General features: G+C 46.5%; 21 protein-coding genes and 3 tRNA genes. 11 read left to right on the forward strand and 13 right to left on the reverse strand.

Annotation, left to right across the window (positions count from 1 at the left end):
- Positions 1-235 precede the first annotated feature (235 nt).
- The 3 genes from D0A37_RS08470 to D0A37_RS08480 form a co-directional block, all read right to left on the reverse strand.
- On the reverse strand, positions 236-1507 hold the full coding sequence (locus tag D0A37_RS08470) for a WcaI family glycosyltransferase (protein ID WP_242723186.1): 1272 nt from the start codon (positions 1505-1507) through the stop codon (positions 236-238).
- Positions 1508-1667: 160 nt separating this feature from the next.
- The gene (locus tag D0A37_RS08475) at positions 1668-2105 is read right to left on the reverse strand and encodes an ATP-binding protein (protein ID WP_006634718.1); all 438 of its coding nucleotides are present in this window, start codon (positions 2103-2105) and stop codon (positions 1668-1670) included.
- A gap of 547 nt (positions 2106-2652) precedes the next feature.
- Positions 2653-3651: a sugar transferase gene (locus tag D0A37_RS08480; RefSeq protein ID WP_242723187.1), complete on the reverse strand. Its 999-nt coding sequence runs from the start codon at positions 3649-3651 to the stop codon at positions 2653-2655.
- Positions 3652-3715: 64 nt separating this feature from the next.
- Here D0A37_RS08480 and D0A37_RS08485 point away from each other — a divergent pair, with 64 nt between their 5' ends.
- On the forward strand, positions 3716-3889 hold the full coding sequence (locus D0A37_RS08485; protein WP_242723188.1) for a hypothetical protein: 174 nt from the start codon (positions 3716-3718) through the stop codon (positions 3887-3889).
- 131 nt (positions 3890-4020) lie between these two features.
- Here D0A37_RS08485 and D0A37_RS08490 read toward each other — a convergent pair whose 3' ends face one another.
- Both D0A37_RS08490 and D0A37_RS08495 read right to left on the reverse strand, forming a co-directional pair.
- Positions 4021-4689 (reverse strand): DUF3318 domain-containing protein, encoded by a 669-nt coding sequence (locus D0A37_RS08490; protein WP_015178535.1) that lies wholly within the window; start codon positions 4687-4689, stop codon positions 4021-4023.
- Between the two features lie 816 nt (positions 4690-5505).
- Positions 5506-6561 carry a hypothetical protein gene (locus D0A37_RS08495; RefSeq protein ID WP_242723189.1) on the reverse strand — a complete coding sequence of 352 codons (1056 nt, stop codon included), beginning with the start codon at positions 6559-6561 and terminating at the stop codon, positions 5506-5508.
- Between D0A37_RS08495 and D0A37_RS28950 the strand changes: the two genes are divergently transcribed.
- The 4 genes from D0A37_RS28950 to D0A37_RS08510 all read left to right on the forward strand — a co-directional run bounded on the left by D0A37_RS28950 (position 6560) and on the right by D0A37_RS08510 (position 9191).
- Positions 6560-6688, forward strand: a complete 129-nt coding sequence (locus tag D0A37_RS28950) for a hypothetical protein (protein WP_278187174.1) — start codon at positions 6560-6562, stop codon at positions 6686-6688. The genes D0A37_RS08495 and D0A37_RS28950 overlap by 2 nt on opposite strands.
- A gap of 67 nt (positions 6689-6755) precedes the next feature.
- Positions 6756-7058, forward strand: a complete 303-nt coding sequence (locus tag D0A37_RS08500; RefSeq protein ID WP_242723190.1) for a ParA family protein — start codon at positions 6756-6758, stop codon at positions 7056-7058.
- 259 nt (positions 7059-7317) lie between these two features.
- The gene (locus D0A37_RS08505) at positions 7318-8205 is read left to right on the forward strand and encodes a phosphoribosyltransferase family protein (RefSeq protein WP_242723191.1); all 888 of its coding nucleotides are present in this window, start codon (positions 7318-7320) and stop codon (positions 8203-8205) included.
- On the forward strand, positions 8202-9191 hold the full coding sequence (locus D0A37_RS08510) for a DNA-processing protein DprA (RefSeq protein ID WP_242723194.1): 990 nt from the start codon (positions 8202-8204) through the stop codon (positions 9189-9191). The genes D0A37_RS08505 and D0A37_RS08510 overlap by 4 nt, the downstream gene beginning before the upstream one ends.
- Before the next feature lie 129 nt (positions 9192-9320).
- Here D0A37_RS08510 and D0A37_RS08515 read toward each other — a convergent pair whose 3' ends face one another.
- From D0A37_RS08515 to D0A37_RS08535, 5 genes are all read right to left on the reverse strand, one after another.
- Positions 9321-10730 (reverse strand): ferredoxin:protochlorophyllide reductase (ATP-dependent) subunit N, encoded by a 1410-nt coding sequence (locus D0A37_RS08515; protein ID WP_216670582.1) that lies wholly within the window; start codon positions 10728-10730, stop codon positions 9321-9323.
- Positions 10711-11043: a hypothetical protein gene (locus D0A37_RS08520; protein WP_242723196.1), complete on the reverse strand. Its 333-nt coding sequence runs from the start codon at positions 11041-11043 to the stop codon at positions 10711-10713. Before D0A37_RS08520 ends, D0A37_RS08515 begins: the two co-directional genes overlap by 20 nt.
- A gap of 162 nt (positions 11044-11205) precedes the next feature.
- Positions 11206-12621 (reverse strand): DUF5331 domain-containing protein, encoded by a 1416-nt coding sequence (locus D0A37_RS08525; protein ID WP_242723198.1) that lies wholly within the window; start codon positions 12619-12621, stop codon positions 11206-11208.
- Positions 12622-12655: 34 nt separating this feature from the next.
- Positions 12656-13522 (reverse strand): ferredoxin:protochlorophyllide reductase (ATP-dependent) iron-sulfur ATP-binding protein, encoded by an 867-nt coding sequence (bchL, locus tag D0A37_RS08530; RefSeq protein WP_006634709.1) that lies wholly within the window; start codon positions 13520-13522, stop codon positions 12656-12658.
- A gap of 1080 nt (positions 13523-14602) precedes the next feature.
- Complete coding sequence (locus D0A37_RS08535) at positions 14603-16765, reverse strand: CBS domain-containing protein (RefSeq protein WP_242723201.1); 2163 nt, start codon at positions 16763-16765, stop codon at positions 14603-14605.
- Positions 16766-16910: 145 nt separating this feature from the next.
- Here D0A37_RS08535 and D0A37_RS08540 point away from each other — a divergent pair, with 145 nt between their 5' ends.
- Entirely contained in the window at positions 16911-19472 is a 2562-nt protein-coding gene (locus D0A37_RS08540; protein ID WP_242723203.1) for an alkaline phosphatase D family protein, read from the forward strand.
- A 300-nt stretch (positions 19473-19772) separates the two neighbouring features.
- Here the strand turns inward: D0A37_RS08540 and D0A37_RS08545 are convergent.
- The 3 genes from D0A37_RS08545 to D0A37_RS08555 all read right to left on the reverse strand — a co-directional run bounded on the left by D0A37_RS08545 (position 19773) and on the right by D0A37_RS08555 (position 22021).
- Positions 19773-19844: transfer RNA gene (locus D0A37_RS08545), tRNA-Thr, on the reverse strand.
- Positions 19845-19917: 73 nt separating this feature from the next.
- Positions 19918-19999 (reverse strand) — tRNA-Tyr (locus tag D0A37_RS08550).
- A gap of 204 nt (positions 20000-20203) precedes the next feature.
- Complete coding sequence (locus D0A37_RS08555; RefSeq protein ID WP_242723206.1) at positions 20204-22021, reverse strand: ABC transporter ATP-binding protein; 1818 nt, start codon at positions 22019-22021, stop codon at positions 20204-20206.
- A gap of 23 nt (positions 22022-22044) precedes the next feature.
- Between D0A37_RS08555 and D0A37_RS08560 the strand changes: the two genes are divergently transcribed.
- The 5 genes from D0A37_RS08560 (at position 22045) to D0A37_RS08580 (ending at position 24664) form a co-directional block, all read left to right on the forward strand.
- Positions 22045-22275 carry a hypothetical protein gene (locus D0A37_RS08560; RefSeq protein ID WP_242723208.1) on the forward strand — a complete coding sequence of 77 codons (231 nt, stop codon included), beginning with the start codon at positions 22045-22047 and terminating at the stop codon, positions 22273-22275.
- 96 nt (positions 22276-22371) lie between these two features.
- Positions 22372-22656 carry a hypothetical protein gene (locus D0A37_RS08565; RefSeq protein ID WP_242725881.1) on the forward strand — a complete coding sequence of 95 codons (285 nt, stop codon included), beginning with the start codon at positions 22372-22374 and terminating at the stop codon, positions 22654-22656.
- Positions 22657-22669: 13 nt separating this feature from the next.
- Positions 22670-22741: transfer RNA gene (locus D0A37_RS08570), tRNA-Gly, on the forward strand.
- Positions 22742-22989: 248 nt separating this feature from the next.
- Positions 22990-23394 (forward strand): hypothetical protein, encoded by a 405-nt coding sequence (locus tag D0A37_RS08575; RefSeq protein WP_242723209.1) that lies wholly within the window; start codon positions 22990-22992, stop codon positions 23392-23394.
- Positions 23395-23398: 4 nt separating this feature from the next.
- Positions 23399-24664, forward strand: a complete 1266-nt coding sequence (locus D0A37_RS08580; protein ID WP_242723211.1) for a glutamate-5-semialdehyde dehydrogenase — start codon at positions 23399-23401, stop codon at positions 24662-24664.
- The last annotated feature ends 26 nt before the right edge of the window (positions 24665-24690 follow it).

A 24690-nucleotide genomic window follows, 5' to 3' on the forward strand; every position in this document is an offset into this window, starting at 1 on the left:
TCCAAATGGTTGTAACGGGAAGTCAAAAGTCTTTTTCAGTAATCTGTATTTTACTTTTAATCGGGGTAGTCATGGTTTTCTGGATGGCGGCGGGGACAGTTCCAGTTCTTGTATATTGGAAAGTTAAATGGCTCAACCATCAGTAGTTCATTTTTTTGTATTTATGTTAACGAACGTTATTTCTGTACTGCTAAGAACATCTTTTGGCACTCTAAGTAGGCACGATTTCAAGCGGTTATCTTATTTTTATCGGCGCCAATATTTTCTCAGCATGACTCGCTGCCACCGCCGCAAATAAAGCTTCATAATGATTCAAAGCTTCCTCAAATCCGTAATTCTCCACAGCATAATTTCTGCCTTGCTCGCCCAACGCATCCACCTTAGCAGGGTGCAAGTACAAATCCTCAACAGCATCCGCCAAAGCCTGCGAATCCTCCGGCGCTACCACCACCCCGCCACCGCTTTGCTGCACTGCTTTCTGGGCCGTACCAGTTTCTGGAACCGAAGCCAAAATTGCCCGACCGCTGGCGAGAATTACTTGAATTTTTGAAGGCATATTGAAGTTAGTAACGCGGCGCTTTTGTACGACTAAACTAACATCAGCAGCAGCTAACAATTCCGGCAATTTTTCTCGCGGTTCAAATGGCAGCAACATTACATTATTAGCTTTGTAAGTTTCGCAATCTTCTTGCAAGCGGGCGAGTGCTGTTGATTCCCCCACAATTACAAAAGCGATTTCGGGTATGTGTTTTAAACGAGCGGCTGCTTGGACAACTGTTTGCAAGCCTTGAGTGAGGGCAATATTGCCCGCGTAGAGAACGACAAATTTGCCCTGGAGTTTGTGAGTTTCTCGAAATGAGTTACTTTCTTTGGGCAAGGGGCGAATAAAATTGACATCAACCCAATTGGGAACGCAAACTATTTTTTCCGGGGGTACTCCCTGAGAGTGCAATTTTTTGATAAAACCGCTGTCGATGACGCTGACTTGGCTGGCTGTGCAGTAGGCCAATTTTTCCAAAGCGTCAGCAATGCGAACTAGCAGTCCGTTTTTTTTGACCAAGCCGACGCGCACGGCTGCTTCTGAGACGATATCCTGAACGTTGAGGACGATCGGGCAAGCGCGAATCCAGCCGTAAAAGGCGACTGGGACGCAAATCGGTAAAGGGGGCATTGTCGAGAAAATCACGTCGGGACGCCAGCCTCTGAAGGCTTGGACGGCGCTGGAGACGACAAAACTGCCGTCTAGCAAAAGTCGGTCTAGGAGGGTGGGGTGGGGGCCGTTGACTCGCAGATAGCTGCGCTGAATTGTGACACCGTTGTGTTCTTCGGTGAGGTAAAATTTGCCCTCATATTGCGGATAAATCCGGCGCTGCGGATAGTTGGGCATTCCTGTGACGACTCGGACTTGGTGGCCCCGCTTGACTAAGCCTTGCGCTAGTTCTGTCATCAGGGGGGCAATGCCGATCGGCTCTGGATAATAGTTATAGGAATAAATTAGAATACGCATAATATTTATTTTGAAGCAAATTGTCCTGCAGCCGCGTGCATCGAGCCTGCACCCGCAGAATTGCAGAGGATGTGGTTGGGTTCCGGGAGGACAATAGGGGGCGAGGGGATCTTCCACTCGTTGCGAAAGAAGCCGCCCTGACCGGGCGGGTATCGCGCCCTCAGGTAATGTTTTTTCGCATTACCAGGCAGTTGCGGCGATCGTCGGTACGGATATAGCGAAGATCGTCCGTGAGCTTGTACATGAACACCAGTCCCCTTTCTCCTTCTCTGTCCAAAGGATCGCGCTGCTCTTGCATGATCGAGTGCAGCTTTGCTTCTAAGTTGAAGGGTTGACCCCTGTCCCAAATCCTAATTTCTAAATAATCGGCAAACACTTTTACCTCAATGTCTATGGGCGTCGCCGGGGGCAAGTTCTGGTGAGCGTGGCGGACAGCGTTTGTAAAGCCTTCGTTGATTATCAGTCGGCACTGCCACCAGAAATCCGCTGGTATCATGGGCAAAACGATATTCTCCAACCATTCCAAAATGGATGTTAAAGCATTCAGGTCTGTTTCAACCTGCAGGTGCCACTCGGCCTTTGGTTGCTTGTCTTTCATCTTTCTTCCCCCTGGTCGGCCCCCACCACCGCTGTACTCAGCGGCGGAGGGAGAGAAAAAGGAGGGCAAGGTCTTGGCAACATATTAGTTAAGTCAAGCTTGAGTTGAAGAAGCCCGTTTTGCCTCAAGGTGAGCATTCCTTTCGCACCATTTACTCGCACAGCAAATGAGAGACTTCCGATACTGTAACCTGCCTCGGTAGGGCGTTTAAATAGGGAAAATTCCCGAGTCAGCTTGCGAGGAAGTGATTTAAGCTTCGACCGTGTTAGCAGTCGGTACTTTTCTAAACACAGGTGAGTTCTTCTCGTCCTCGAAAATCCTGCTGGGATCATTCGAGTATGACCTCGAACTCGCCAATTGCTAATTATTAATGCTCTGATTGCAGAGCTGGCAACTAGCTGTGCATTTTCTGGGCGTGTGAATTTTAACACTTAATGCTAACGTAGGTATCGCTAGCGATCGTCTGCTTGACTAAGTATTGAGTTCGATTTCCGGCCCCCCGTCGGCAACAGCACCTCCTATTTCAGCGGTGGGTTGTTGAGGGTTCCTACACAGCGCCACTATTTTTGTTAAACAGGACTGTTACAGTTTTGACAATTAGTTTGAGGTCATACACCAGGCTCCAGTTTTGTTGGTATTTTAAATCTAAACGGATGACATCTTCAAAATCGCGGACTTGAGAGCGACCGTTGACTTGCCATTCCCCTGTCATCCCGGGTTTGACATCCAAACGCTGCCACTGAGGAACTTCGTAACGCTCAACTTCGTCTGGGGTAGGCGGTCTAGTGCCAACGAGACTCATTTCGCCTTTGAGCACGTTCCAAAACTGCGGCAGTTCGTCGAGACTGGTTTTGCGTAAGATGCGCCCGACTTTCGTAATCCGCGGGTCGTTGTCATTTTTGAAAAATGCGCCAGAAGCCTGGTTTTGGATTTGGGCTTTCATGGATTCGGCGTTGGTACACATCGATCGAAATTTCCAAATCCGAAATTGTTTGCCCATCCAGCCACAGCGGGTTTGACCGAAAAATATCGGGCCTGGATCATTGATAGTGATGGCTGCAGCTATGGGTACGAGCAAAATTCCTGTAATTATCAAACCGACGATTGCCCCAACGATATCTATCAGGCGCTTCAACCACGATTGCACTGAGGGGTGCGTCATCGGTAGCTGATTGTCCGAGGGGTTGGTCTCTGTGGGAGTTGAGGTTGCAGAGGGCTGCTCGATCGTCAGCACTTGATCTAGGCTGGTGAGAGCAAATACTGCCATCACCTGCGGCTTGAGGCTTCGGAGCACCAAGTCGCTATCCCGCTGTTTGGCAAATTTCAGATTGCTGACTAAAGCACCGATCCCGCTACTGTCGATGAATGTCGTCTGACTGAAGTCTAGGACAATCTTGCTGGGAACGGTGCTGCCCGAAAAAAGTTGCTGGCAGGTTGTCTTGAAGTTTACGGCTTCAAGTACGCTCAAGCGCACGGGTATGTGAACTGAGGGAATCTCGTCCGAGTACGTTACCCGAAAATCTGCCTCTGGGGTTTGACTGACCATGAAGTCCTGGTTTCAAATTTCAAGCTGATGTCTTTAGCCTATTCTGTCCTAGCAGCTCCTCCTTATGCTAGCTTTATACAAACTTTACAAAGACGCCTGCCAACTCGCCCGCCGAGAATGCAAAGGCAAAAATAGACTTGAGTCTACCAGTGCCAGTTTTGACCCAAAGATTTTTGAACGCAGTCGCTGCCAAACTTTGACATCGGAATCAAGATTTTTGTGGATTCAGGCCGATTAATCTTGTCGCTAATAATTTTCGTGCCTGTCTTGCACCGGATAGCCATCGCAGTTAACAGTTAACAGCTAACACAGAAGTCAACAGTTAACGGTTAACTGGAAAACCCCCGTAACCAGCGTCGGGGGATGAGGTTAAGAATTGTAGACGTTTTCTGACTGGGATGTTTCGCGGGTGATGGGTTTGACTTTGGCTTTGGCTTTGGCTGCGTTGCGTTTGAGGGCCTGAAGACGAGCTTCGTATTTAGCCCGCTGCTGTTTTTTGGAGGTTTGCTCGATTAAGGTTTTTAAGGCGCTGCCGAGGCTTTTGTAGGCGTTTGGGAGAGTGTAGCCGAAGCGGGTAGCGAGGGCGAGGGCTTTTTCATCGGCGTCTACTGCTTCTTTTAAACTTTTCTCTCCGTTGTTTTTTTGGTAAAGTCTCCAGCCCGAGACGCCGCACAGGGATAGGGCTAGTAACAGCAGCAAGCCGTCTTGCACCCAAAGTTCACCGACGGCGCCGCCTAAACCAATGGCGAGGGCTGCCATTTCCCAACCGTCTCTGGGGATGGTGTCGTTTTGGATTCTGGCGACTTCGTGCCAAAATAGGAGGTTGCGCTGATCCATTGCTAGCTGTTCCCAGCGGATCAGGTCTATTTGGATTTCTACCTGGTCTTTGCCTATTTCTTCGCTGCGGATCAGGGTGGGATTAACTTCTATTGTTTTTTCTACTGTTACCCAACTTTGGAGTTCTGGGGGCAGTATGTTTTTCAAGCGCCGGATCTCACTCATCTCGGCTCTTGCTGTAGAGGTTGCATAGGATGTCATAGCTCCGGCCTATTAATTTTCCAAAGGTTAATATGTGTCTATTTTTGGAGTATAGCAAACCTTTAATGCAAATATAGTCTAGCAACGGGGGTCGATCGACCAATACTTGCAAATTTACTTAATTTTACTCGAAGAGGCGATCGCAACTGCCGACTCGATCATTTCCTTTGGAGTATTTGAGTGACGAACTGACACTCATCTAAGCGATATAGTACCAGTTATCCTACTGCTATTTCTGGCTTCTGCTTTGATAATCCTTTTCGGCAAAAATAGCGTTTTTTGTGAATAACTTATCGCTGTTTTATCGATTTTTATACCTTGGTTTTCTGCCAGGTTAATTAACCGCTTTCAATATTCTATAGTAACTTGACCAGTATTTAAATATTACCTCATAATTTCACCTCAACTATCTTTCTAGTTCTGATATATTTTGGTTTTCGGGTTGAGACAGGAAGTCGAGGCGTTGCGGAGATCTGTTTAGCGATATTTTAACTTTAATTCCGCGCTTCCCGGCTAAGTATTTTCTGTGAGTTGGTGCAAGAAAACTTGTTGAAACTTCTAAGCTTTTTTCTATTTGTCGATAACTAACTCCTTTTAATCTGAGTTAAACAGCTTGCGCTTTCTTCCCTTTTATGATATTTTTATATGCGATCAAATCTTGCAACTCTTGTCGTTGTTCCTCTATCTTATCTTTTTTTTACGTTGCTGATTAACGGTATGAACAAAAATTTTTCGGAAGTTGCCAAACTCACCAGACTTGGCTTATGGCAATTCCTAACTCTTCAATTCATACCTGTATTAAGCAACGCTAAATGATTAAAGTGACTTGAGAAGACCGCTTTCTAACTGATAAATTGCTGCCATGATTCCACTTTCAGGATTTGTGAGCAGAGACTTTTTGACATCTTTCAAGTATTCTACAATGTGTTCCCGCAAAATCGGTCTTTCTACTTTGACTGTGTGATTGTAATCCCACAAATCCCAAATGATAATCCCGATTCCCACAATCGGATCAATTAAACTTACTCCCAACTGACTAGCCACTGTACCGCCTGTTTTTGTGGCTACCTTGGCGGCGGCTTTGCTGGCAACTTTTGCGGTAACTTTGCTGCCAACTTTAGTTGCTACTCCCAAAATTAAGGGTTTAGCAACTAAGTAGCCACTGCCGCCTACTAATACTTTTAATGATAAATTAGAGACGTTTCCTTTGTCGCTAATGGTGGTAGCAATATCGTTCAGATATTTGTCCCACTGTACTTGCGGTATATTATAATTGTTTTGAACTACTTTCACATTCTTGCTAACTTCTGATATGTACAAATTAGCAGTATCTTGAGTGATTAATTGAAAGCGCAGTTGAGCGTTTTTGGGTACCAGCACGCGGTTAGCAAATTCTCTTTGAAAGTCTTCGGTTAATTTTTCGGAAACAGCTTGAGATGCTGCTGTCATATCAAATCTGTTGAGTACGGCAGATTTAACGAAATTAAAAGGTACGGCAAACTCCATCTTTTTTTGGTTGAAGTAATCGAAGTACCAATCGAGAAAACTGTTATCAACTCTTGCAATTACTTCGGTTTCCCATTTGTCCAATTCTTTTGAGGCGAAAGTTTCGGCAGTTATATGGGATTGTTGGATGGCGTTTTTAACGTCTTGGTTGACTTTGCTAAAATCGTGTGGAGGCGAGACTACAACTGCTGTGGTTCCGGTATTTGTTAGTGACTGGGAAATTAGAAAGTTACCAAATAGGGGAATGATGACTACTAAAATTACGATCGTCCAAATCATCGGTGTGACAGTTTTGATAAACTGACCGATAACTCTGAGACGTTCTGTTTTCTCTGAATAGGTAGTTTTTTCGTTGTCTTGACTCATGGCGGTTTCTCAACTGATGAGAGTTGGGCTAGTTTCGATTATAGGCGATCGTACCTGCGATCGTGTTACGGGCGTGTGGGCTGGGATTCTGGACAAGTTGGGGAAAAGTGCGCCGATTCATCCCTGACTGTAATAATAGTCATAGGCGGATTTATAAGGCTCAGGTACTGACTTCCCCAAAAGTATAAAAAAAGATGGTTCAGAAAAGAGCTCTATTTAATCACAAGGGTGGCGTTAACAAAACAACCACTACATTTAATGTAGGGTGGATGTTAGCCACAAAAGGTAAACAAGTAATCTTAGTGGATGCTGATCCGCAATGCAACCTGACAGAGATGGTTCTGGGATTTCCAACTAAGGAAGAGCTAGAGGGATTATATAAAAAAGAACAAAATATTAAATCAGGCTTAGCACCTGCATTGGAATCAAGACCTAAGCTAATTGAGGCTGTAGATTGTTGGCCAGTGGAGGCGTGCGATGGTCTGTTGCTCTGTTGATCGCTTGGTCAAGGTATGTTATATTGATTTATAAGTCAACAAACCTATCAATAGTCCGGACTGTTTTTAGTTCGTAGTCTGAAACCCTCGATTTTCCGTTGGTAGCTCGATGGCAGAATCACCTTGAAACCCTTATTCTACGGTTGGTAATCAAAAGCTGTCCGAAGTATTGAGCTATTACAACTTATGATTAGCTCATCATAAATTGTGTTGGCACAGATTACAGCTATTTAAAAAAGCCTATCAATCAGGATTAAAAATGCCTATTCATCGCGAACGGATTGTGGATATGATCACCTGGAAGCCTCGGCGCTACCGCCTAGCTGATTTTGACCGTCCCCTGAAAGCTCCTGGGGAGTTCAGCCAGAACTCCCCAGATTGGAACCTCTCGTTTCCCTTTGAAGAAACATTCGTCCGTGGATTTGAAATGGTCTGTAAGGTTAACCATATTGGCTTTCATCGTTCCACAACCGGGTCGCGCCCTTATACCTTCCTTAAAAACGTGACTGACGAGGAAATTGAGGAGATCAAAAACTGGTTTTCCATTATTTCACAATACGTTGCCCTTCGGGACTGTTTAGGTCTATCTTTTGCCCTAGACTATGACAAGGAGGATGGTGATCCCAACAAGCCTCAGACCAAAATTGGTAGCCTCCGCAGTCGAGCCAAGCCTTATAATGCTGAAGCTACATTAGACACATTTTCGGCAGCCGACGAGTTAGCCCAAGCTTGTCTTAACTTTCTGCAAAAAGTCCAATGCTACAACTCAGTTGATACTATTGTAGCTATGCCACCGTCTAAGCCCAACAAAAAATTTGATCTTCCAACTTACCTGGCAATCATAATAGCTAAGAAATGGGGTAAGACAAACCTCAGCAATAAAATTTGCACTGTGATAGAAAGACTTCCTATCAAAAACCTTGCTTTGGAAGATAAATTTCAGAACTTGGAGAACACTATAAAAGTCGATCCAGATGTGTTTAAAGGCAAAACAGTCTTGATAGTTGATGACCTTTATCAATCGGGGGTTTCTATTAATTATGTTGGTCTACTTCTATTAGAAGCAGGTGCAAAAAATGTAGTTGGATTAGCTTGCGAAAAGACCTGTCGTAACGATGATAATCTTAAAGGGAGAGATGGTAGATGAAAAATACTACTTTTTCTATTCTTCGCCTTTTAGAAACACCTGGGATTGGACCAGTTACAGTAAAATCCGTTTTGGACTTAGCTAACCAGTATCAGATGGAACTGGCAGAAGTTTTAGAGGAGCCAGCTATCCTGCAAAAGGTACTGACAAAAGCTCAGATAAATGCTCTCCTTCCCAATCAGAATTCAGTGTTGCAAGTTTGGGAACGACTTCAACAGGAGAATGTCTCTTTACTGCCTATCTCCGAAGAAAGCTACCCTGATCGCTTGCGTGTTTTACTAGGTAAAAAGGCTCCACCACTTTTGACAGTCATTGGAAATCCCAGGCTTCTCCATAAGCCGTCAGTAGGATTTTGTGGCTCTCGAAAAGCGACTGAAAAAGGTTTAGCAACGGCTCATGACTGTGCGGAGCAACTTGCGAACAAAGGAGTTAATATAGTATCGGGCTATGCAGCAGGAGTTGATATGATGACTCACCGAACTGCATTGGAATGTGGTGGAACAACAACTTTGGTACTGGCAGAAGGGATATTTAACTTTAAGGTTAAGCGTGAGTTGAAGACATTATTGGAATGGGAGAAAGTCGCTGTAGTCAGTGAATTCTTACCGGGTTTAGCATGGAGTGTACGAAACGCTATGCAGCGAAATTGCACGATTTGTGCTCTCTCTGGTGCGATGATACTTATTGAGGCTGGTAGTACAGGCGGTAGTATTGAGGCTGGCAGAGCCAGCCTCAAAATGGGAATTCCACTATTTGCCGCTGTTTATGAAGGAATGCCAGAAACAGCCACAGGGAATCAGGAGTTGCTAGGTCAGGGAGCCTATAACTTAATGAAAAACCGTAAGACTAATAGAGCAATAGTTGACGAAATACTTACAGCGCTTGGGACAGATAGTGAAGATCCAAGGTACGGCAAAAAAGTAAAAATTGAGGGAAAAGAGGGAGATCAACTTACCATTTTTGATGAAGTAAAAAAGGATATATAACCTTTTTAGTAATATTTTAATGGGAAGTTGACTTGACGTTGGGACTACTCGCAGAAAACAGTTATACCAAGTATGGCAAAAACCCGGTTTATTCAATAAACCGGGTTTCTCATTCAAGGCTAAAAACGATTAAACCTTCGCTTCATTCTTCACCAAATTACCCCAACCCAAATCCTTCAGCGAATTATTCCGGCGCAGCGGACGAGTCACCAACTCCAAAATATCCCGCGCATTACCAAAGCCGTGAATCTGAGCAAAAGTAAACTCAACAGACCACTTAGTATTAATCCCCCGCGCTTCCAAAGGATTAGCGTGAGCCATACCAGTAATCACCAAGTCAATATTCTGCTCGTAAATCCGCTGAAGCTGATTGTAATTGTCTGGTTTCTCCACAATCCGAGGAGTAGGAACTCCCATCTCGTGACAAGTCTTTTCTAACAACGCCAACTCGGCTGCTTGATAGCGCTTGTCCATGTAAGGAATGCCGATTTCCGGGCAAGTCATGCCGCAGCGAATCAAGAAACGTGCTAAAGAAATCTCTAACAAATTGTCGCCCATAAAGAAGACAGATTTGCCGCGAATTATTTGCAGGTAATCTTCCAAACCAGCCCAGATTTGCGCTTCCCGTTCGTCCAAACCTTTGGGTTCAATGCCCAAAACAGAGCAAATCTTCTCAATCCAAGCGCGAGTTCCGTCAGGGCCGATCGGGAATGGCGAACCAATTAGCTTACACTTGCGGCGGCGCATCAACGTAGAAGCAGTACGCGACAAGAAGGGATTCATACCCGATACATAATAACCTTCTTCCAAGACTGGCAATTCAGTGTAGCGCTTGGAAGGAAGCCAACCCGAAACTTTGATTCCTTGCTTCTTCAATTCTAAGGTTAGCTGAGTAACAACCGGATCGGGCAAAGAACCGAAAAGTACCAGCGGTGTGTGCTTGACATATTCCGATTCATCTGCGGCAACTTCCTCTTTTTTCTTGCCGAAATTCAGCAGTTGAGAGATAGCATTGCGTTCTTGTTTCTGAGATTCCATCACCGGCGCTTTCTCAGGACATTTAGCAGCCATCGCTGCTAAAACGGTATCTTCCCCTTGAGTAAAGGCGTAATCTAAGCCGTTAGCGCGGGCTGTGACGATGGGAATGCCAATTTCGGCTTCGAGCTTCGGCGCTAACCCTTCCAAATCCATTTTGATGATTTCGGTGGTGCAAGTGCCGATCCAAACAATTACACTGGGGTTACGATCGCGCTTAATTTGCAAGCACAGCCGCTTCAACTCATCATAATCGTTTAATTGAGCGGAAATATCGCCCTCTTCCAACTCAGCCATCGCATAGCGAGGCTCAGCAAAAATCATCACGCCCATTGCGTTTTGCAAGAAATAGCCGCAAGTCTTAGTACCGATTACCAAGAAAAAGCTATCTTCAATTTTTTGATAAAGCCAAGCTACGCAGCTAATCGGACAAAAGGTGTGATAATTGCCTGTTTCGCATTCAAAGTTTAAAGCTTCCGGTTCATTAGTAGTAATAGCAGTCATATCTCAAATCTTCTCCATTTAAATTGTTTTTCGTCTCGAACAGGACTTGCGGCTGAGCGAGGAAATAGCTGGATTTTGCGATCTCCTCGCTGCGATCGCGCCGGAGAGCAATAGGTTGTTTTTCCTCTCGAACGCGAACAGGCGCAGCGGCGAGAAAACACCTGTTTTGTGCGATCGCGACGCACAGCGAACAATAAATAGAAATACCTATTTTTGGGCTAATTCCTCTGAAAAATAGATGCCGCAAACTCAATATTTCCGCAGACGCAGCATCCAAAATTTGAGCTAAAAAATTCTGCGCGAGGGCATACAATCCCTCACCGCAGGGATTTACTGTTCTTCAACTCGCTAAGGCCAAAAGCCTTTTGGCAGTTGTAAGTTGCAGATCATTAAAAATTAACAACTCGCAACTCACAACTAACAAATAGAGCGGGAAACTTCATCACTAGGAGAGACTCTGGCGATCGCAACAACCTCACTTAAAATCCGATAAAAAGCCGGAAATTTCTTCATCCTCATCGTCGGAATCCAAATCACCGAGACCTAGAGCATCTAAATCATCTTCATCGGGATCTCCGGTAGTTGCTTCCCCGAGATCGTCGAGTCCGAGATCGTCGAGGTCATCGTCATCAGATACAGAGAAATCGTCAATACCGTCATCGTCCAAGTCGCCCAGATCCATATCTAGGTCATCTGAGGTCGCTGTCCCAAAAGGATCAGGTATTTCTTCGGCGACAAACTCTGCATCTTCTTCCCCAAACGGATCGGAAATCCCCGCTTCGAGATCTCCAGAGGTCAAAGTCCCAAATTGTGAGGCTTCTTCGTCATCATCACCGAGGTCGAGACCGCCCAAAGCCGAGGCTTCGTCGTCATCATCGCCGAGGTCGAAACCGCCCAAAGCCGAGGCTTCGTCGTCATCATCGCCGAGGTCGAGATCGCCCAAAGCTAAGGCTTCTTCTTCATCGTCATCACCCATATCAAAGTCTGATACGGCGTCTTCCTCATCGTCGCCCATATCAAAGTCTGATACGGCGTCTTCCTCATCGTCGCCCATATCAAAGTCTGATACGGCGTCTTCCTCATCGTCGCCCATATCGAAGTCTGATACGGCGTCTTCCTCATCGTCCTCGATACCTAGACCGTCCAAAGCCGAGGCTTCTTCCTCGTCATCGTCCATGTCGAAGTCAGAGACCGCTTCTTCCTCGTCATCGTCCATGTCGAAGTCGGAGACTGCTTCTTCCTCGTCATCGTCCATGTCGAAATCGGAGACTGCTTCTTCCTCGTCATCGTCCATGTCGAAGTCGGAGACCGCTTCTTCCTCAAACTCATCGAAGGATTCATCCTCGGTGCTCAGTGCTGACGCTGCTGCTGCCACACCAGCGGCTCCGGCGACTACTCCGGCTGCTGCTAAGGCAGCACCGCCCAATTTATTAGATTTGGCTGCGGGTGCAGCAGTGGCAGTTGGAGCTGCTGCGGGTGCAGCAGTGGCAGTTGGAGCTGCTGCGGGTGCAGCAGTGGCAGTTGGAGCTGCTGCGGGTGCAGTAGTGGCAGTTTGAGTGGTTGCGGGTGTTGGAGATTTGCCGGCCGTCTGCGGCGAGATATTTGAGGGCATACCCAGCGCGATGTCCGGGTCAAAATTTAGCCCCAACACTTCGATCAGGCTGTCTGCATCCGGCTTGAGTTTTGAGAAGGGCAGCATTAATTGCTGGAGTTCCGGCTCCAGGGCAGCCGCAATTCCCAGGATGAGGTAAGAAACAGGCCTTTTCCCGCCGTCGGGTGTGGCGACCGTGTTGTCAGCCGTCATGTGCAGGAGCAGCCAAGCCCGATTTACCTGGTAGTAGTCCAACCACTTCTGTTTGAGAGCAACTGAAAAAGTATCAAAAAAAGCCATAACCTCTTTATCCTCATCCTGATCGCTAGACCTATTAAACCATCATCAGGTCTAGCTCATCTTCCTCCTTCTTGACCACCGGTTGCACTGGATTTAGATAAAAATCTGAAAGTAAGGCGAATAATTCGCGATCGGGAGTGTCGTTGGGCACTACTCCTTCGGGCATTGCCAAAATCTGGTCAGCGATGTTGAGGTAGTAATCGCAGACGTAGTTGAGCGAAGGATCGCTTTCGGCCATCTCAAACAATGTTTTGCCTTTGACGCGAGAAACGCGGATGTCTTCAATCAGGGGTAGCACTTCCAGCACCGGCATCGGTACTGAGTCAATGTACTTGTCGATCAAGTCGCGCTTTGAGGTGCGGTTGCCAATTAAACCGGCGAGCCGCAATGGGTGAGTGCGGGCTTTTTCGCGGACTGAGGCGGCGATGCGGTTGGCTGCAAATAAGGCGTCGAAACCGTTGTCGGTAACAATCATGCAGTAATCGGCGTAGTTCAACGGGGCTGCAAAACCGCCGCACACTACGTCGCCGAGCACGTCGAACAGGATGATGTCGTATTCGTCGAAGGCATTGAGTTCTTTGAGCAGTTTGACGGTTTCGCCGACTACATAGCCGCCGCAGCCAGCTCCTGCGGGAGGGCCACCTGCTTCTACGCAGTCAACGCCGCCGTAGCCTTTGTAGATGACATCTTCGGGCCAAACGTCTTCGTAGTGATAGTCCTTTTGCTGAAGGGTGTCAATAATTGTGGGGATCAAGAAGCCAGTGAGGGTAAATGTGCTGTCGTGCTTTGGATCGCAACCGATTTGCAAAACTTTCTTGCCGCGCTTGGCTAGGGCAACAGAGATGTTGCAGCTTGTTGTCGATTTGCCAATTCCACCTTTGCCGTAAACTGCGAGTTTCACTCTTTGTTCTCCTATAGGTTTCTATCAAAACGATGAGGGCTGGGGTTTCATGCTTTTTTTCGATCGCCCAATTGCAATAGCCCAATTGCAATGCCCATACTGTCAGTCGATTTAAGATTTCAGATTTGAGATGAAAGAAGGGACTCCACAGATGAATCTGGGGGTTCTCTCTCACTAAAATTTTCGATCTCGACGACTTTTGTTTGGGGCTTGTATCCGTCTTTGGGTTACGCCAATTTTGGACTCGGCCCTTAGTCACCTCGTTGAAAGCATTATTAGCTAACTTGCGATGAAAAGAAAGGGGGCGTCTAAATGAAAATGCTAGTAAATTGGTTTATTTTGCACCTCTGGGAATCTTAACTGGTTTTTTGATATAAAAATCTATTTTTATAATTTTTTTAGCTTTTAAATTGATTTTAGAATACTTTCTTAATATAAAGAGGTACAAAAATAAAACAAAAATTAACTTCTCAAACAATCTGGGCTTTTGGCTTTGGGGCTAGGATGCAGCCAGTTGATGGCTGGTGCGGGTAACTCGAACGGTCATCAAGGCGCTAGTGGATGAGCCAAACTCGAAGTGAGTTCGGATGAGTTGGGTCAGGGGAGGGCAAAGTTATGGGATTTTAGATTTTAAATTTTAGATTTTAGATTGGGAAAGATTGACTTTGCTTGGGTTTCTGGTGTTTTGTAAAAAATTGTGAATTTTTAGGAAATGGTGGGGAGTCGCAGAGTGGGGGAGAGGGAGAAAGTTATGGGATTTTAGGTTTTAGATTTTAGATTTTAGATTGGGAAAGATTGACTTTGCTGGTTTCGGGTGTTTTGTAAAAAATTGTGAATTTTTAGGAAATGGTGGGGAGTCGCAGAGTGGGGGAGTGAGTCGGGGAGAGTGGGAGTGAGTCGGGGAGAGTGGGGGATTGGGAGAATATGATTCTTCCCCATGACTACTGATACCAGTTGAAAAAAAGAATGCAACTGTGGGCCCGCGATCCAAACCACGAGCTTAATGAGTCATTTCCAATTCTTCAATTTTTCAATTTTTCAATTTTTCAATTTTTCAATCTAAAATCCTATGACTGCTGACTAATGACAACTGACGATCGGAATCTCGATCGCAAACTCAGTGCCCCGTCCAGCTTCCGAAACGCAGTCGAGCCGCCCCCCGTGCTGTTCGACAACTAAATGGTAAGAAATCGACAGTCCCAACCCAGTGCCCTTGCCGACTGGTTTGGTAGTAAAAAACGGGTCAAATAATTGGCGGCGAATCTCCTCCGGTATGCCCCGCCCGTTGTCGGAAATGCGGATCGCCACAAAATCGCCACCAACAACTTCAGTACGAATTGTAATTGTGGGAACAGTCAATGGAGAATTAGGATTTGACAGGGGTGAATTTTTCGCATTTCTCGTCGCCCATTCCCCTTTCTGGATTTCTTCATCCAAAGCATCAATAGCATTGCCGATAATATTCATGAACACCTGATTGATCTGACCGGCACAGCACTCGATGTGGGGCAAATTGCCGTATTCTTTAATAATGTGAATAGTTGGATGTGTGCCGTGGGCTTTGAGCCGGTGCTGCAAAATCAACAAAGTGGTTTCGAGTCCCTCGTGAATGTCAACGAGCTTGATGTTAGATTGATCCGATCGCGAAAAATTACGCATGGACACAACTATTTGGCGGATGCGCTCGGTTCCTACTTGCATAGAAGACACTAGCTTAGATAAGTCTTCTACCAAAAAATCGACTTCCATCTCTGCTGCTGCTTCCCGAATTTCCGAGACTGGTTCGGGATAGTGCTGCTGGTAAAGTCCCAAAAGTTGGAGCAATTCTTTGATGTAGTGGCTGGCGTGGGAAAGGTTGCCGTAGATAAAATTAACAGGGTTGTTAATTTCGTGAGCGATACCGGCAATCATTTGTCCCAAAGAAGACATTTTTTCGGTTTGCACTAATTGAGTTTGAGTTTGCTGCAACTTTCGCACAGTTTCCTCTAATTGCTGCGCTTGATTTTTCAAGCAAGTTTGCTTTCGCCGCAGCACTTCTTCGACTCGCTGGCGCTTGATAATATCGCGTCTCAACAATTCATTTGATTCTAAAAGTTGAGCGGTGCGTTCTTCAACTTGTTTTTTTAAGTCGTCGTGAGCTTGGCGCAGGGCTTCTTGGGCCCGCTGCCGCTCTAAAATTTCTTGCTGCAAAAGTTCGTTGGCTTTCTGCAATTGGGTGGCTCGATCGTCCACTGCTTGTTGCAACAGCTCGATCGTCCCATACATTTCAGATTGGTTAAAAACTTGTGGCAAATTTGTCTGAGACACAACGCCCAAAAGTTCTCCCTGGCTGCCAACTACTACCAAACGGCGGACGCAGTGCCGCTGCATGGACTGGTGGGCACTCCAAAGGGAATCGGCCGGAGATATGCAGAATAAAGGCGCACTCATCGCCTCAGTTGCCGATATTTGGGAGAGGTTTAATTCGAGGGCGTGAAACTGCACGATGTCGCGCTCGGTGACAATGCCGATCGGAATTTGATAATTTTGTGTTGGTGCGATCGCGCGATCGGGATGCTGAGTTTGCTCTTTGACAATGACGACGGAACTAACTCGATTCTTGACCATGAGCTGGGCTAAATTGAGGGCTGAGGCAGTTGTTGGGGCAGAAATGACTTCTTTCGTCATGACATCTGCTGCACAGCGCAAATTGGTTAGCAAGTTAACCGGTTGCAGGGCTTCGTGAATTGCTTCGCGGGTGATGATGCCCAGAAGTCGCGAGTCCTCGTCCACTACGGGCAAATGCCGGATCTGGTGCTGGCGCAACGTGAACATAGCTGTGAAAATATCTTGAGACTCGGATTGTTTGAGGGTAATGGGCGATCGAGTCATTACGTCAGCAATTGTCAGTCCGACTGTACAAGCTGCGACGGTAGTTAGCTTGACGATATCCCGTTCTGTAAAAATGCCGATCGGTCGATTATCTTCGACGACTAAGACGCAACTGCGCTTGGCTGCGCTAGCAACGGCGTTTTGTTTTTCGCCACAAAGCTGACAGGAGACACGCATCGGGTTCATGAGAGCCAACACTTGGGCGATCGGGGTTTCTGGAGCCACGGTGAGGGGGTGGCGGTCGATGGCCTGATCTAAAGGTGAGGAGTAGATTGGCCGACTGTTGGGGCGTCCAGTGGGTTCTGATGATTTAATTACCGGCAACTGCGGGGCTGAATCTTGGAAATGTGTTAATTGTTCTTCTTGTAGCATGATTATTAATTTTACTTAATGAATTGTTACAATTTGAGATACTTTGGTTGGCAGACTTAGCATTAATTAAGCGGGGATAGATGCTCGATCGCCTAAAATCTGATTGCTAGAACATTATTTATTTAATTTTTATTTTTAAAATCCTATGTCGTGGACGCCATTAAGTCATCGAATTCATCACTTGCCGTTGATCCTTGCGGGCCCGATTTTGCGCCGGACTGAAAGTCGGGCCGTGACAGTTTGGCTGGCTCTGAAAGCCCCCCGCCAAGTCGAACTTAAGGTTTATTCGACAGAGGGCGGAATCGGCGAAATTGTCGATCGGCCCTTGCTCCAAGGTGCGAATTCTACCGTGCAGCTCGGCAAATACCTGCACGTAGTCGCGGTGACTGCTAAACCAATTAATAGCAAGGGATTGACATCTGGGCAAGTTTATGCTTATGACATCAAGTTTGCTGGGAGTAGCGAGTCGCCGTCGGGGGTTGCAGTCCCAGAAAATGAGAAAGAAAATCTCATTTCTTGTCTGTGGCCTGCTTCTCCTGATTTGTCGGCTTTGGGACGGGAGACGATTAGTTATTTCGCTCACCAGTTGCCCACTTTTGCCCTGCCACCGCAGGATTTAAACTATTTGCGTATCGTTCACGGTTCTTGTCGCAAGCCCCACGGAGACGGCAGAGATGCGCTGCCAATCTTGGATAATTCGATCGAACAGTTTGCAGGTACGGCAAATAGCAGGCCCCACCAACTGTTTTTAACCGGCGACCAAATTTACGGCGACGATGTTGCCGATGCGATGCTGTGGGCTTTGACTGATGCTGGCGATACACTGTTGGGCTGGGAAGAGAGTCTACCCCTGATGGATGATGCCCAAATTAAAAAGAATTTGTGTATCAGTATACCTAAAAATTCGGAAAACGAAAATGTAGTTGCCCAAGAAAGGGAAATTTTTAGAGAGTCGCCAATTCAGAAACCGTCTGATGCTGAGTATGAGTCCAAAAAACCAATTGAGTTAAAACCGGGGACTCGCAGCGATATTGCCAGAGATTTTGGTGGCTTTACGGCGATGTTGGTGAATAAACCGGACAAGGCTAAAAGTCACTTGTTTAGCTTGGGCGAATATTATGCGATGTATTTGTTAGTTTGGTCGCCGATACTCTGGTGCGAGCGTTTTCCGAAGGGTAAGGATATTTGTCCAAATTCTAAGCAGGCAAAAGTCTGGGATAGAGAAGTAGTTGAACTTAACGGTTTTGCTCGCAATTTGTGGAGGGTGAGGAGGGCGCTAGCGAATATTCCTACTTATATGATTTGCGACGACCATGATGTTAGCGACGATTTGTATTTGAATCGAGAGTGGTGTTACCGGGTGCTGGGGAAGCCGCTGGGACGGCGGGTGGTGCAGAATGCTTTGCTGGCTTACGCTGTGTTTCAGGCTTGGGGAAATACGCCCGCACAGTTCGATCGCGAAAAACCGGGAGATAAATTATTAAAGGCTGCTGAAAAATGGTCTGCTTCGGCGGGGACTGATGTTTCTGCTTGGGAGGATGCGGCTTCGCATTTGGGAATTCCAGGACTCGATCCGAAAACACATTTACCGAAGTTGAAATTAGATGAAGATGTTTTTATTTTGGATCGGGATTGTGAGGGTGTAAATGAGGTTTTGAATTGGCATTTTATTGTGAGAAGTTTTAAGCACGAGGTAATTGTGCTGGATACGCGGACTTGGCGGGGGTATCCGGTGGAAAGCCCGATCGATCCGCCGATGCTTTTGACTCACAAAGGTTTTGAGGAGCAAATTCAGGAACCTTTGAAGGAGACGGATTTGCTGAATAAAACTGGGGAGTTTGAGATTGAGGCGACGCTGGTGGTTGTGCCGACAAATTTGGTGGGTTTGTGGATTATTGATGCGGTGCAAAAGTGGGATGTGGAACAGGGGAAGGTTTTTAGTAGTGATGCGGGGGATGCTTGGAATTTTCATGAGTTAGCTTTTGTGAAGCTGTTGGTGGAATTTTTTAAACAGCGCGATCGGGTGATTGTGTTGACGGGGGATATTCACTATGCTGCTGCTGTGCGACTGAGTTATTGGTATGATTGTCATTTTGGCGATTCTCGACCGAATCTTGAGCCTTTGAGGGGGGCGAATTATAAGTCAAGTTGTCAATATTCTGTGCTGGCGCAGTTGACTGCTAGTGCTTTTATCAATGAGGAGTGGACAACGCATTTAGTTCATACTAAGATTAAGTCGTTGCTTCCTGAGCGATCGCACCAATGTTTGGGATGGAATGAGCCGCTGGAATTAATGAATATTTCGAGGATGAGCAGAAAGAAGGCTGTGGCGGCTGGTCTCAGAAATAGACAATCTATGCCGCCTGATTGGGGCTATCGGATTGACTGGATTAAACGGCAAAGAGCTCGGGTGTTTTTGCAGCAAGAAAATGGAACTGCGTCAGATAGATCGCATAAAAATAAACAATTGCCACTGCTGCATAGGTTGTGGAATTTTATATCGCTGTTGTGGCGCAATCGCTGGGTGCAAGAGGGTGATGAGATTGTGGGATATAGCAATATTGCGATCGTCAGTTTTCAGTGGCCTGCTGAGGGTGATGGGGAGAAAGCGGTGATGCAAAATGTTTATTGGCGGCCTCTTTGGGAGCCGGATAGTGTGGTTTACAGTCAATATTTTGTGCCGCTGGGATTGGATGAGGATGATTAGATTCCCGATTTCTTGAACAAGTCGGGGATTTCGATACGGGTACAATATTGTGATGAGTTTGTGCGAGTGTCCGCCGGGAGCATCTCAATGAAAGCAGCCAAGCTAGAAACTGGAGTGGGGAGCCAGGAGCCAGGAGCCAGGAGGACAGAGGAAGAAGGAAGGAGCTAGAAGAAGTGTTGTTACAAATATGAGATGCTCCCGTGTCCGCCGGGGGGTGAAATCCTGACTATGCAGGACTACCCGGATTTTCTTCTGATTTATTGAAGCTGAAACCCTTGGTGGATATACTATAAATTAGGAAGCCCGTGACGAGATTTGAACTCGTGACTTCCTCCTTACCAAGGAGGTACTCTACCACTGAGTTACACGGGCATAAAAAATTAAGAACCTCCAATTAAAAAATTAATTTTTAATTCTTAAATTTTAACTTTTTATTAAATTGAGGTGGGCCGAGCTAGATTTGAACTAGCGTAGGCGTAGCCAGCGGATTTACAGTCCGCCCCCATTAACCGCTCGGGCATCGACCCATTTCCATCACAGTTATAAATCCTAGCACCAGAATCTTTATTTGCAACATTATATTTAAAACTCTAATCATTAACTTGAGAACACATAAGTGAGTTAGTGGCAGACGGGAGAATTGAACACTGTTTAAGGTGTGCATTGCTACGTCTAGGCTGGGTGCCCGCCCGGAGCACCCTAAGTCTAGACGAAGAGTTAGCAGGAAATCGCTAATTCATTAATTCCCCGGTTTCTTGCAGGGAGTGCAGGCGGCGGTAAATACCTTGTTGGCTTAAAAGTTCTTCGTGGCTGCCAACTTCGACGATTCTACCGCCGTCGAGTACGACGATCGCATCGGCTTCGCGAATTGTACTGAGTCTGTGGGCAATAATTATGGTGGTGCGCGTACCGAGAATATTCTGCATGGCTAGCTGGATCGCTCGCTCGCTTTCATAGTCCAAACTAGAAGTAGCCTCATCAAAAATTAACACATCCGGCTCCACCAAAAGCGCCCTCGCAATCCCCAACCGCTGCCGCTGACCGCCGGACAACCGCATTCCTCTCTCCCCGACCACGGTATAGTAACCTTGGGGCAACAGCCGCACAAAATCCTCTACTTGGGCAATGCGACAAGCATCCTCAACTTGCTCGAAAGTTGCATTTCTGTTTCCGTAAGTCAAATTTTCCAGCAAAGTACCGTTAAAAACGTCTACTTCTTGGTGGACAATCGCTAAACGCTGACGGTAGCGAGTCACGTCTAAGCTGCGAATGTCTTCTCCGTCGATCAGAATGCGGCCGGAGTTGGGTTCAAAGTAGCGAAACAGAAGTTTAACTAAAGTGGATTTCCCGGAACCCGATCGCCCGACTAATGCTACTGTTTGACGGGGATGAATCAATAAATTCACATCCTGCAAAACTGGTTTTTGACTGTCGTACCCGAAGGTCAAACCGCTGAGCTCAACTTTGCCGGTAAATTTATAAGGCGACGCCGATCGAGCATTTTCTGCTAAATTAATCGCATCAACACCGTCGGGCGTTTGCATAAACTCGTGGAACCGGATCATTGAAGAATAGCGTCGGGCTAATAATTCGGCGATAATGCTAATCGGACGCAGTTGGGAATATGCCATGCTGGCCAGGGTGTAGACGGTAACAAAATATCCGAGGGAAATTTTGCCTGCAACCGTGGCTGCTAAGCTAAAACCAAGAACTGAAAACAAACACAACTGGACGATTGTCTGCTGGTATGTCCCCAGGATGACGTATCCTCGGTGAATGCGGTGGATCACGACTTTTAATTCGCGATCGAGTCTGGTGGTTTGCCTTTTGAGTTCATCGCTTTCTGTCGCAAAAGCTTTGACTGTTTTGATGTTGGTGATAATTTCCGAGTTGCGGCTTTCGGTATCTTCGATGTATTCATCCAGAATTTCTTCCCGCGCAGTCACCCCTTGCAGGCCTTTGAGGGTGAAACTGAGGATAAATAGGAATGAAACCAAAATTAATAAGCCAATCCGCCACTCAATTAAGCAGATAACGGTAAAAATGCCGATTAAGCGGACGACTTCGGGGATGAATTCGCCGGCAATTTCTGGGTAAGTCCAAGTATGGTTGGCGATGCCTTTGGCGATGCGGCTGGCAACCCGTCCGGCGTTGTTTTCGTCGTAAAATTCTAGGGGTAAGGTGAGGATTTTGCCGATCGCACTTCTCATTTGATCGCGCCTTGCCCTCAATGGTATCGCCCAGTGGAACCAATTTGCCACCCAAGGCTGTATCGGTGCTTTGCCGACTGTTACCAGAAAAATCATGCCCAGCAAGACGGATAGCGATAATATTTTGTTGGGTGAGTGCTGGGTAACAGAGGCGATCGCTGTTATGAGTGTTTTCGTTACTGTATCTGTAGGTTGATCCGACAATACGTTTAATATTTGACCGATCGCGTAGGGAACAAGCAAATCGGCTAGTGCCAAAACGCTGGATGCGCCTATGCTGTAAACGGATATTTTCCAGTAGCGGCTGTAGTATTTGAGGATGTCCTGAAAGCTTGCCATAAATTTGTGTTGAGATACAACCCTTGCAAACACTTGGATTTAAAATTGCGCTGTCGGCGCGCTTTGTTTACAACTGTACTACAAAAGTAGTTGATCGGGGAGTCATCTCGGCTCATGCTAGCGACTCGCCCGATCGGGTGATTTATGGCAATCATTCGATCGTCCGCCATCGATCGGCATTCCTGGGAAATAAACTCAAGACTAAGGGCAAAAAAATGCAAAAGACAGAATTTTTCTTAAATTCTGCCTTCTGAGCAAGGCCTTATAAGTTTTACGTTTGAGTAGTCTGTTAGCTGAAGGTGTAGGCTGATTGGAGGGCCCACCAGATCAAGAAGCCGATTCCGCCGGCAATGACAATCGCCGAAATGGCGATCGCTATAGGACTGTCAGCGCCCTTGAACTTCATGATTCCGCGATTTAAATCTGACATGACAGTGTTCTCCGACAATTCCAGCTTGATTGTAGCTTTGCCGTCGGCGGATGGCGGTCAATTTTCACGGCAATTACTGATTTGGTTAAGAATCTGGGTGCTGAAATTTCAGGTGGGGATAGACTTTGGGGGGTTTTACTGGGTTTGTGAAAAAAACTTACTAAAAACACTTGACAAATTTCGAGAATTGAGACAATATTGTTAATACCGCAGGAAATGCGGGTGTAGCTCAGTGGTAGAGCGTCACCTTGCCAAGGTGAATGTCGCGCGTTCGAATCGCGTCACCCGCTTTAGAAGATAAAAAAATCAAGAAAACCGGAAAGTAGATCAAGAAAGTTTTCGGTCTATTCCTAAGGATGGTTGAAAATACCTAAGTTAGTGGTAAGATTGAATCCAGAACTTGCAAATCAAAATTGCCGATGGGGCGATACCTCGGAATAGGCAGTTGAAAGCCTCGCTAGGGCGGAATTGACAAGTTTGATTAACTGGATATGTTAACGATTATTTTTGCAAAAACGCTTTTTTTATCCGATCGCTAGTGCCCTCTCAAAAAGCTCCCAAGATTGACTTAAACGATGAGTACCCCTGTCCTTGCCGACGGCGGGGTCGTCTAGTGCCTATAACGTTGACAGAAGCCTTTGGCTGCAACCGCTGTCAACAAATATTTGTATTGGACGAAAGTGGAGACGTGATCGAGCAACTATCAACGAACTATCCTTACAAGCAGGCTTGGCGGTGGACAGGGAACCAGTGGAACAGAGCCCATCCGGGTTTGAAGGCCCATTACTTGCCATTGGCTTTGGGTATGATCTTGGTGCCGCTAGTGATTTGGTTGCCCTTGGCGCTACACTCGCCGGGCCCGAATATTATTCTGTGGGCAATGGTCGCGGTGCTGCTAGCAATGCTGCCGGCGCTGATGGTATGGCTCGCTTACAGGCGTTAGCGAGATGATAATAGAGGATTTTACCCATTCATCAGATGCCGCAAATGTCGCGCGTCGCGCTTATCAAGCTTCTTTGGAGTTGGCTGCGACAAAGAGTGCGGATCGCGCTGCTGCTTTGCAGGCGATGGCGGGCTCGCTGAAACGCCGGCAAAATGACATTTTAGAAGCAAATACTCTGGATCTAGAAGCGAGTCGGGACATGGCGATTCCCGAGTTGATTGTGGAGTGGCTGAAGCTGACGCCGGAACGGATCAAGACAACTGTGCAAATTCTGGAACGGTTGGGGGAAATGCCAGATCCGATCGGCAGGGTGATCAATGCTTCTTATCAGGTTGATCGCTGTCAGGTTTACTGTCAGTCGCTACCGCTGGGGGCGATCGCTCTAATTTACGAGGCGTTTCCCGAGTTGGGCGCGATCGCAGCCGGTTTGTGTCTCAAAAGCGCTAACAGTTTGATTCTCAAAGGTGGCAGCGAAAGCTGGCAAACTAATACTGTAATTGGAGAAGCTTTGGTGTCGGCGATCGATGAGGTCGGTTTGCCCTCAGGATGTTTGCAGGTACTGCCGCCGGATCGGGGCGCTTCGATCCGAGAATTGGTCACTCAAGACCAATATCTCAATTTAATTATTCCCTACGGCAGACCAAGTTTGGTGCAGCAAGTAGTAAGGTTATGCACAGCACCAGTTTTGAGGTCGGCCATGGGAAATTGTTACCTTTATTGGTCACCGACTGGCAGTTTGGAGATGGCAAGGTGGATGATTTTGGACAGTCATCAAAGCGTACCCGATCCTGTTAATGCGATCGAGAAAGTGCTGATCGATCGCAACCAAAAGCCTTCTTCCTTACTCAGGCTGTGGAACAGTTTAAAAGAAAAAGGCTTTCAAATTAGCGGTGATGCGGATCTCGTCGCAGATTTCCCAGACTTGAAGCTGGCGGAACCATACGAGTGGACTCAACCTTATTTAAACAAAACCATCGCTTTTAAAGTTGTCGATAGTTTAGAGATTGCGATCGGCTGGATCAACCGCTACAGCAGCGGCCACGCGGACTGCATCGCCACTGAATCTTACTTAGAAAGTCGCCAATTTGCTCTGGATGTTAACAGCGCCTCAACTTTTATTAATGCCTCACCTCGGTTTTGGCGCTATCAAAATCGGGGAGATGCGATATTTTTGGGAATGTCCAACCAAAAAGGTTATCGTCGGGGATTGATCGGCTTAGATACCCTGACGACAATCAAAGAAATTGTTCAGGGAAACGGACTTTTTTAATATTATAGGTTATTTAGGATTGGTTA

The sequence above is a fragment of the Microcoleus vaginatus HSN003 genome, from assembly GCF_022701255.1.
Taxonomy (GTDB): Bacteria; Cyanobacteriota; Cyanobacteriia; order Cyanobacteriales; family Microcoleaceae; genus Microcoleus; species Microcoleus vaginatus_B.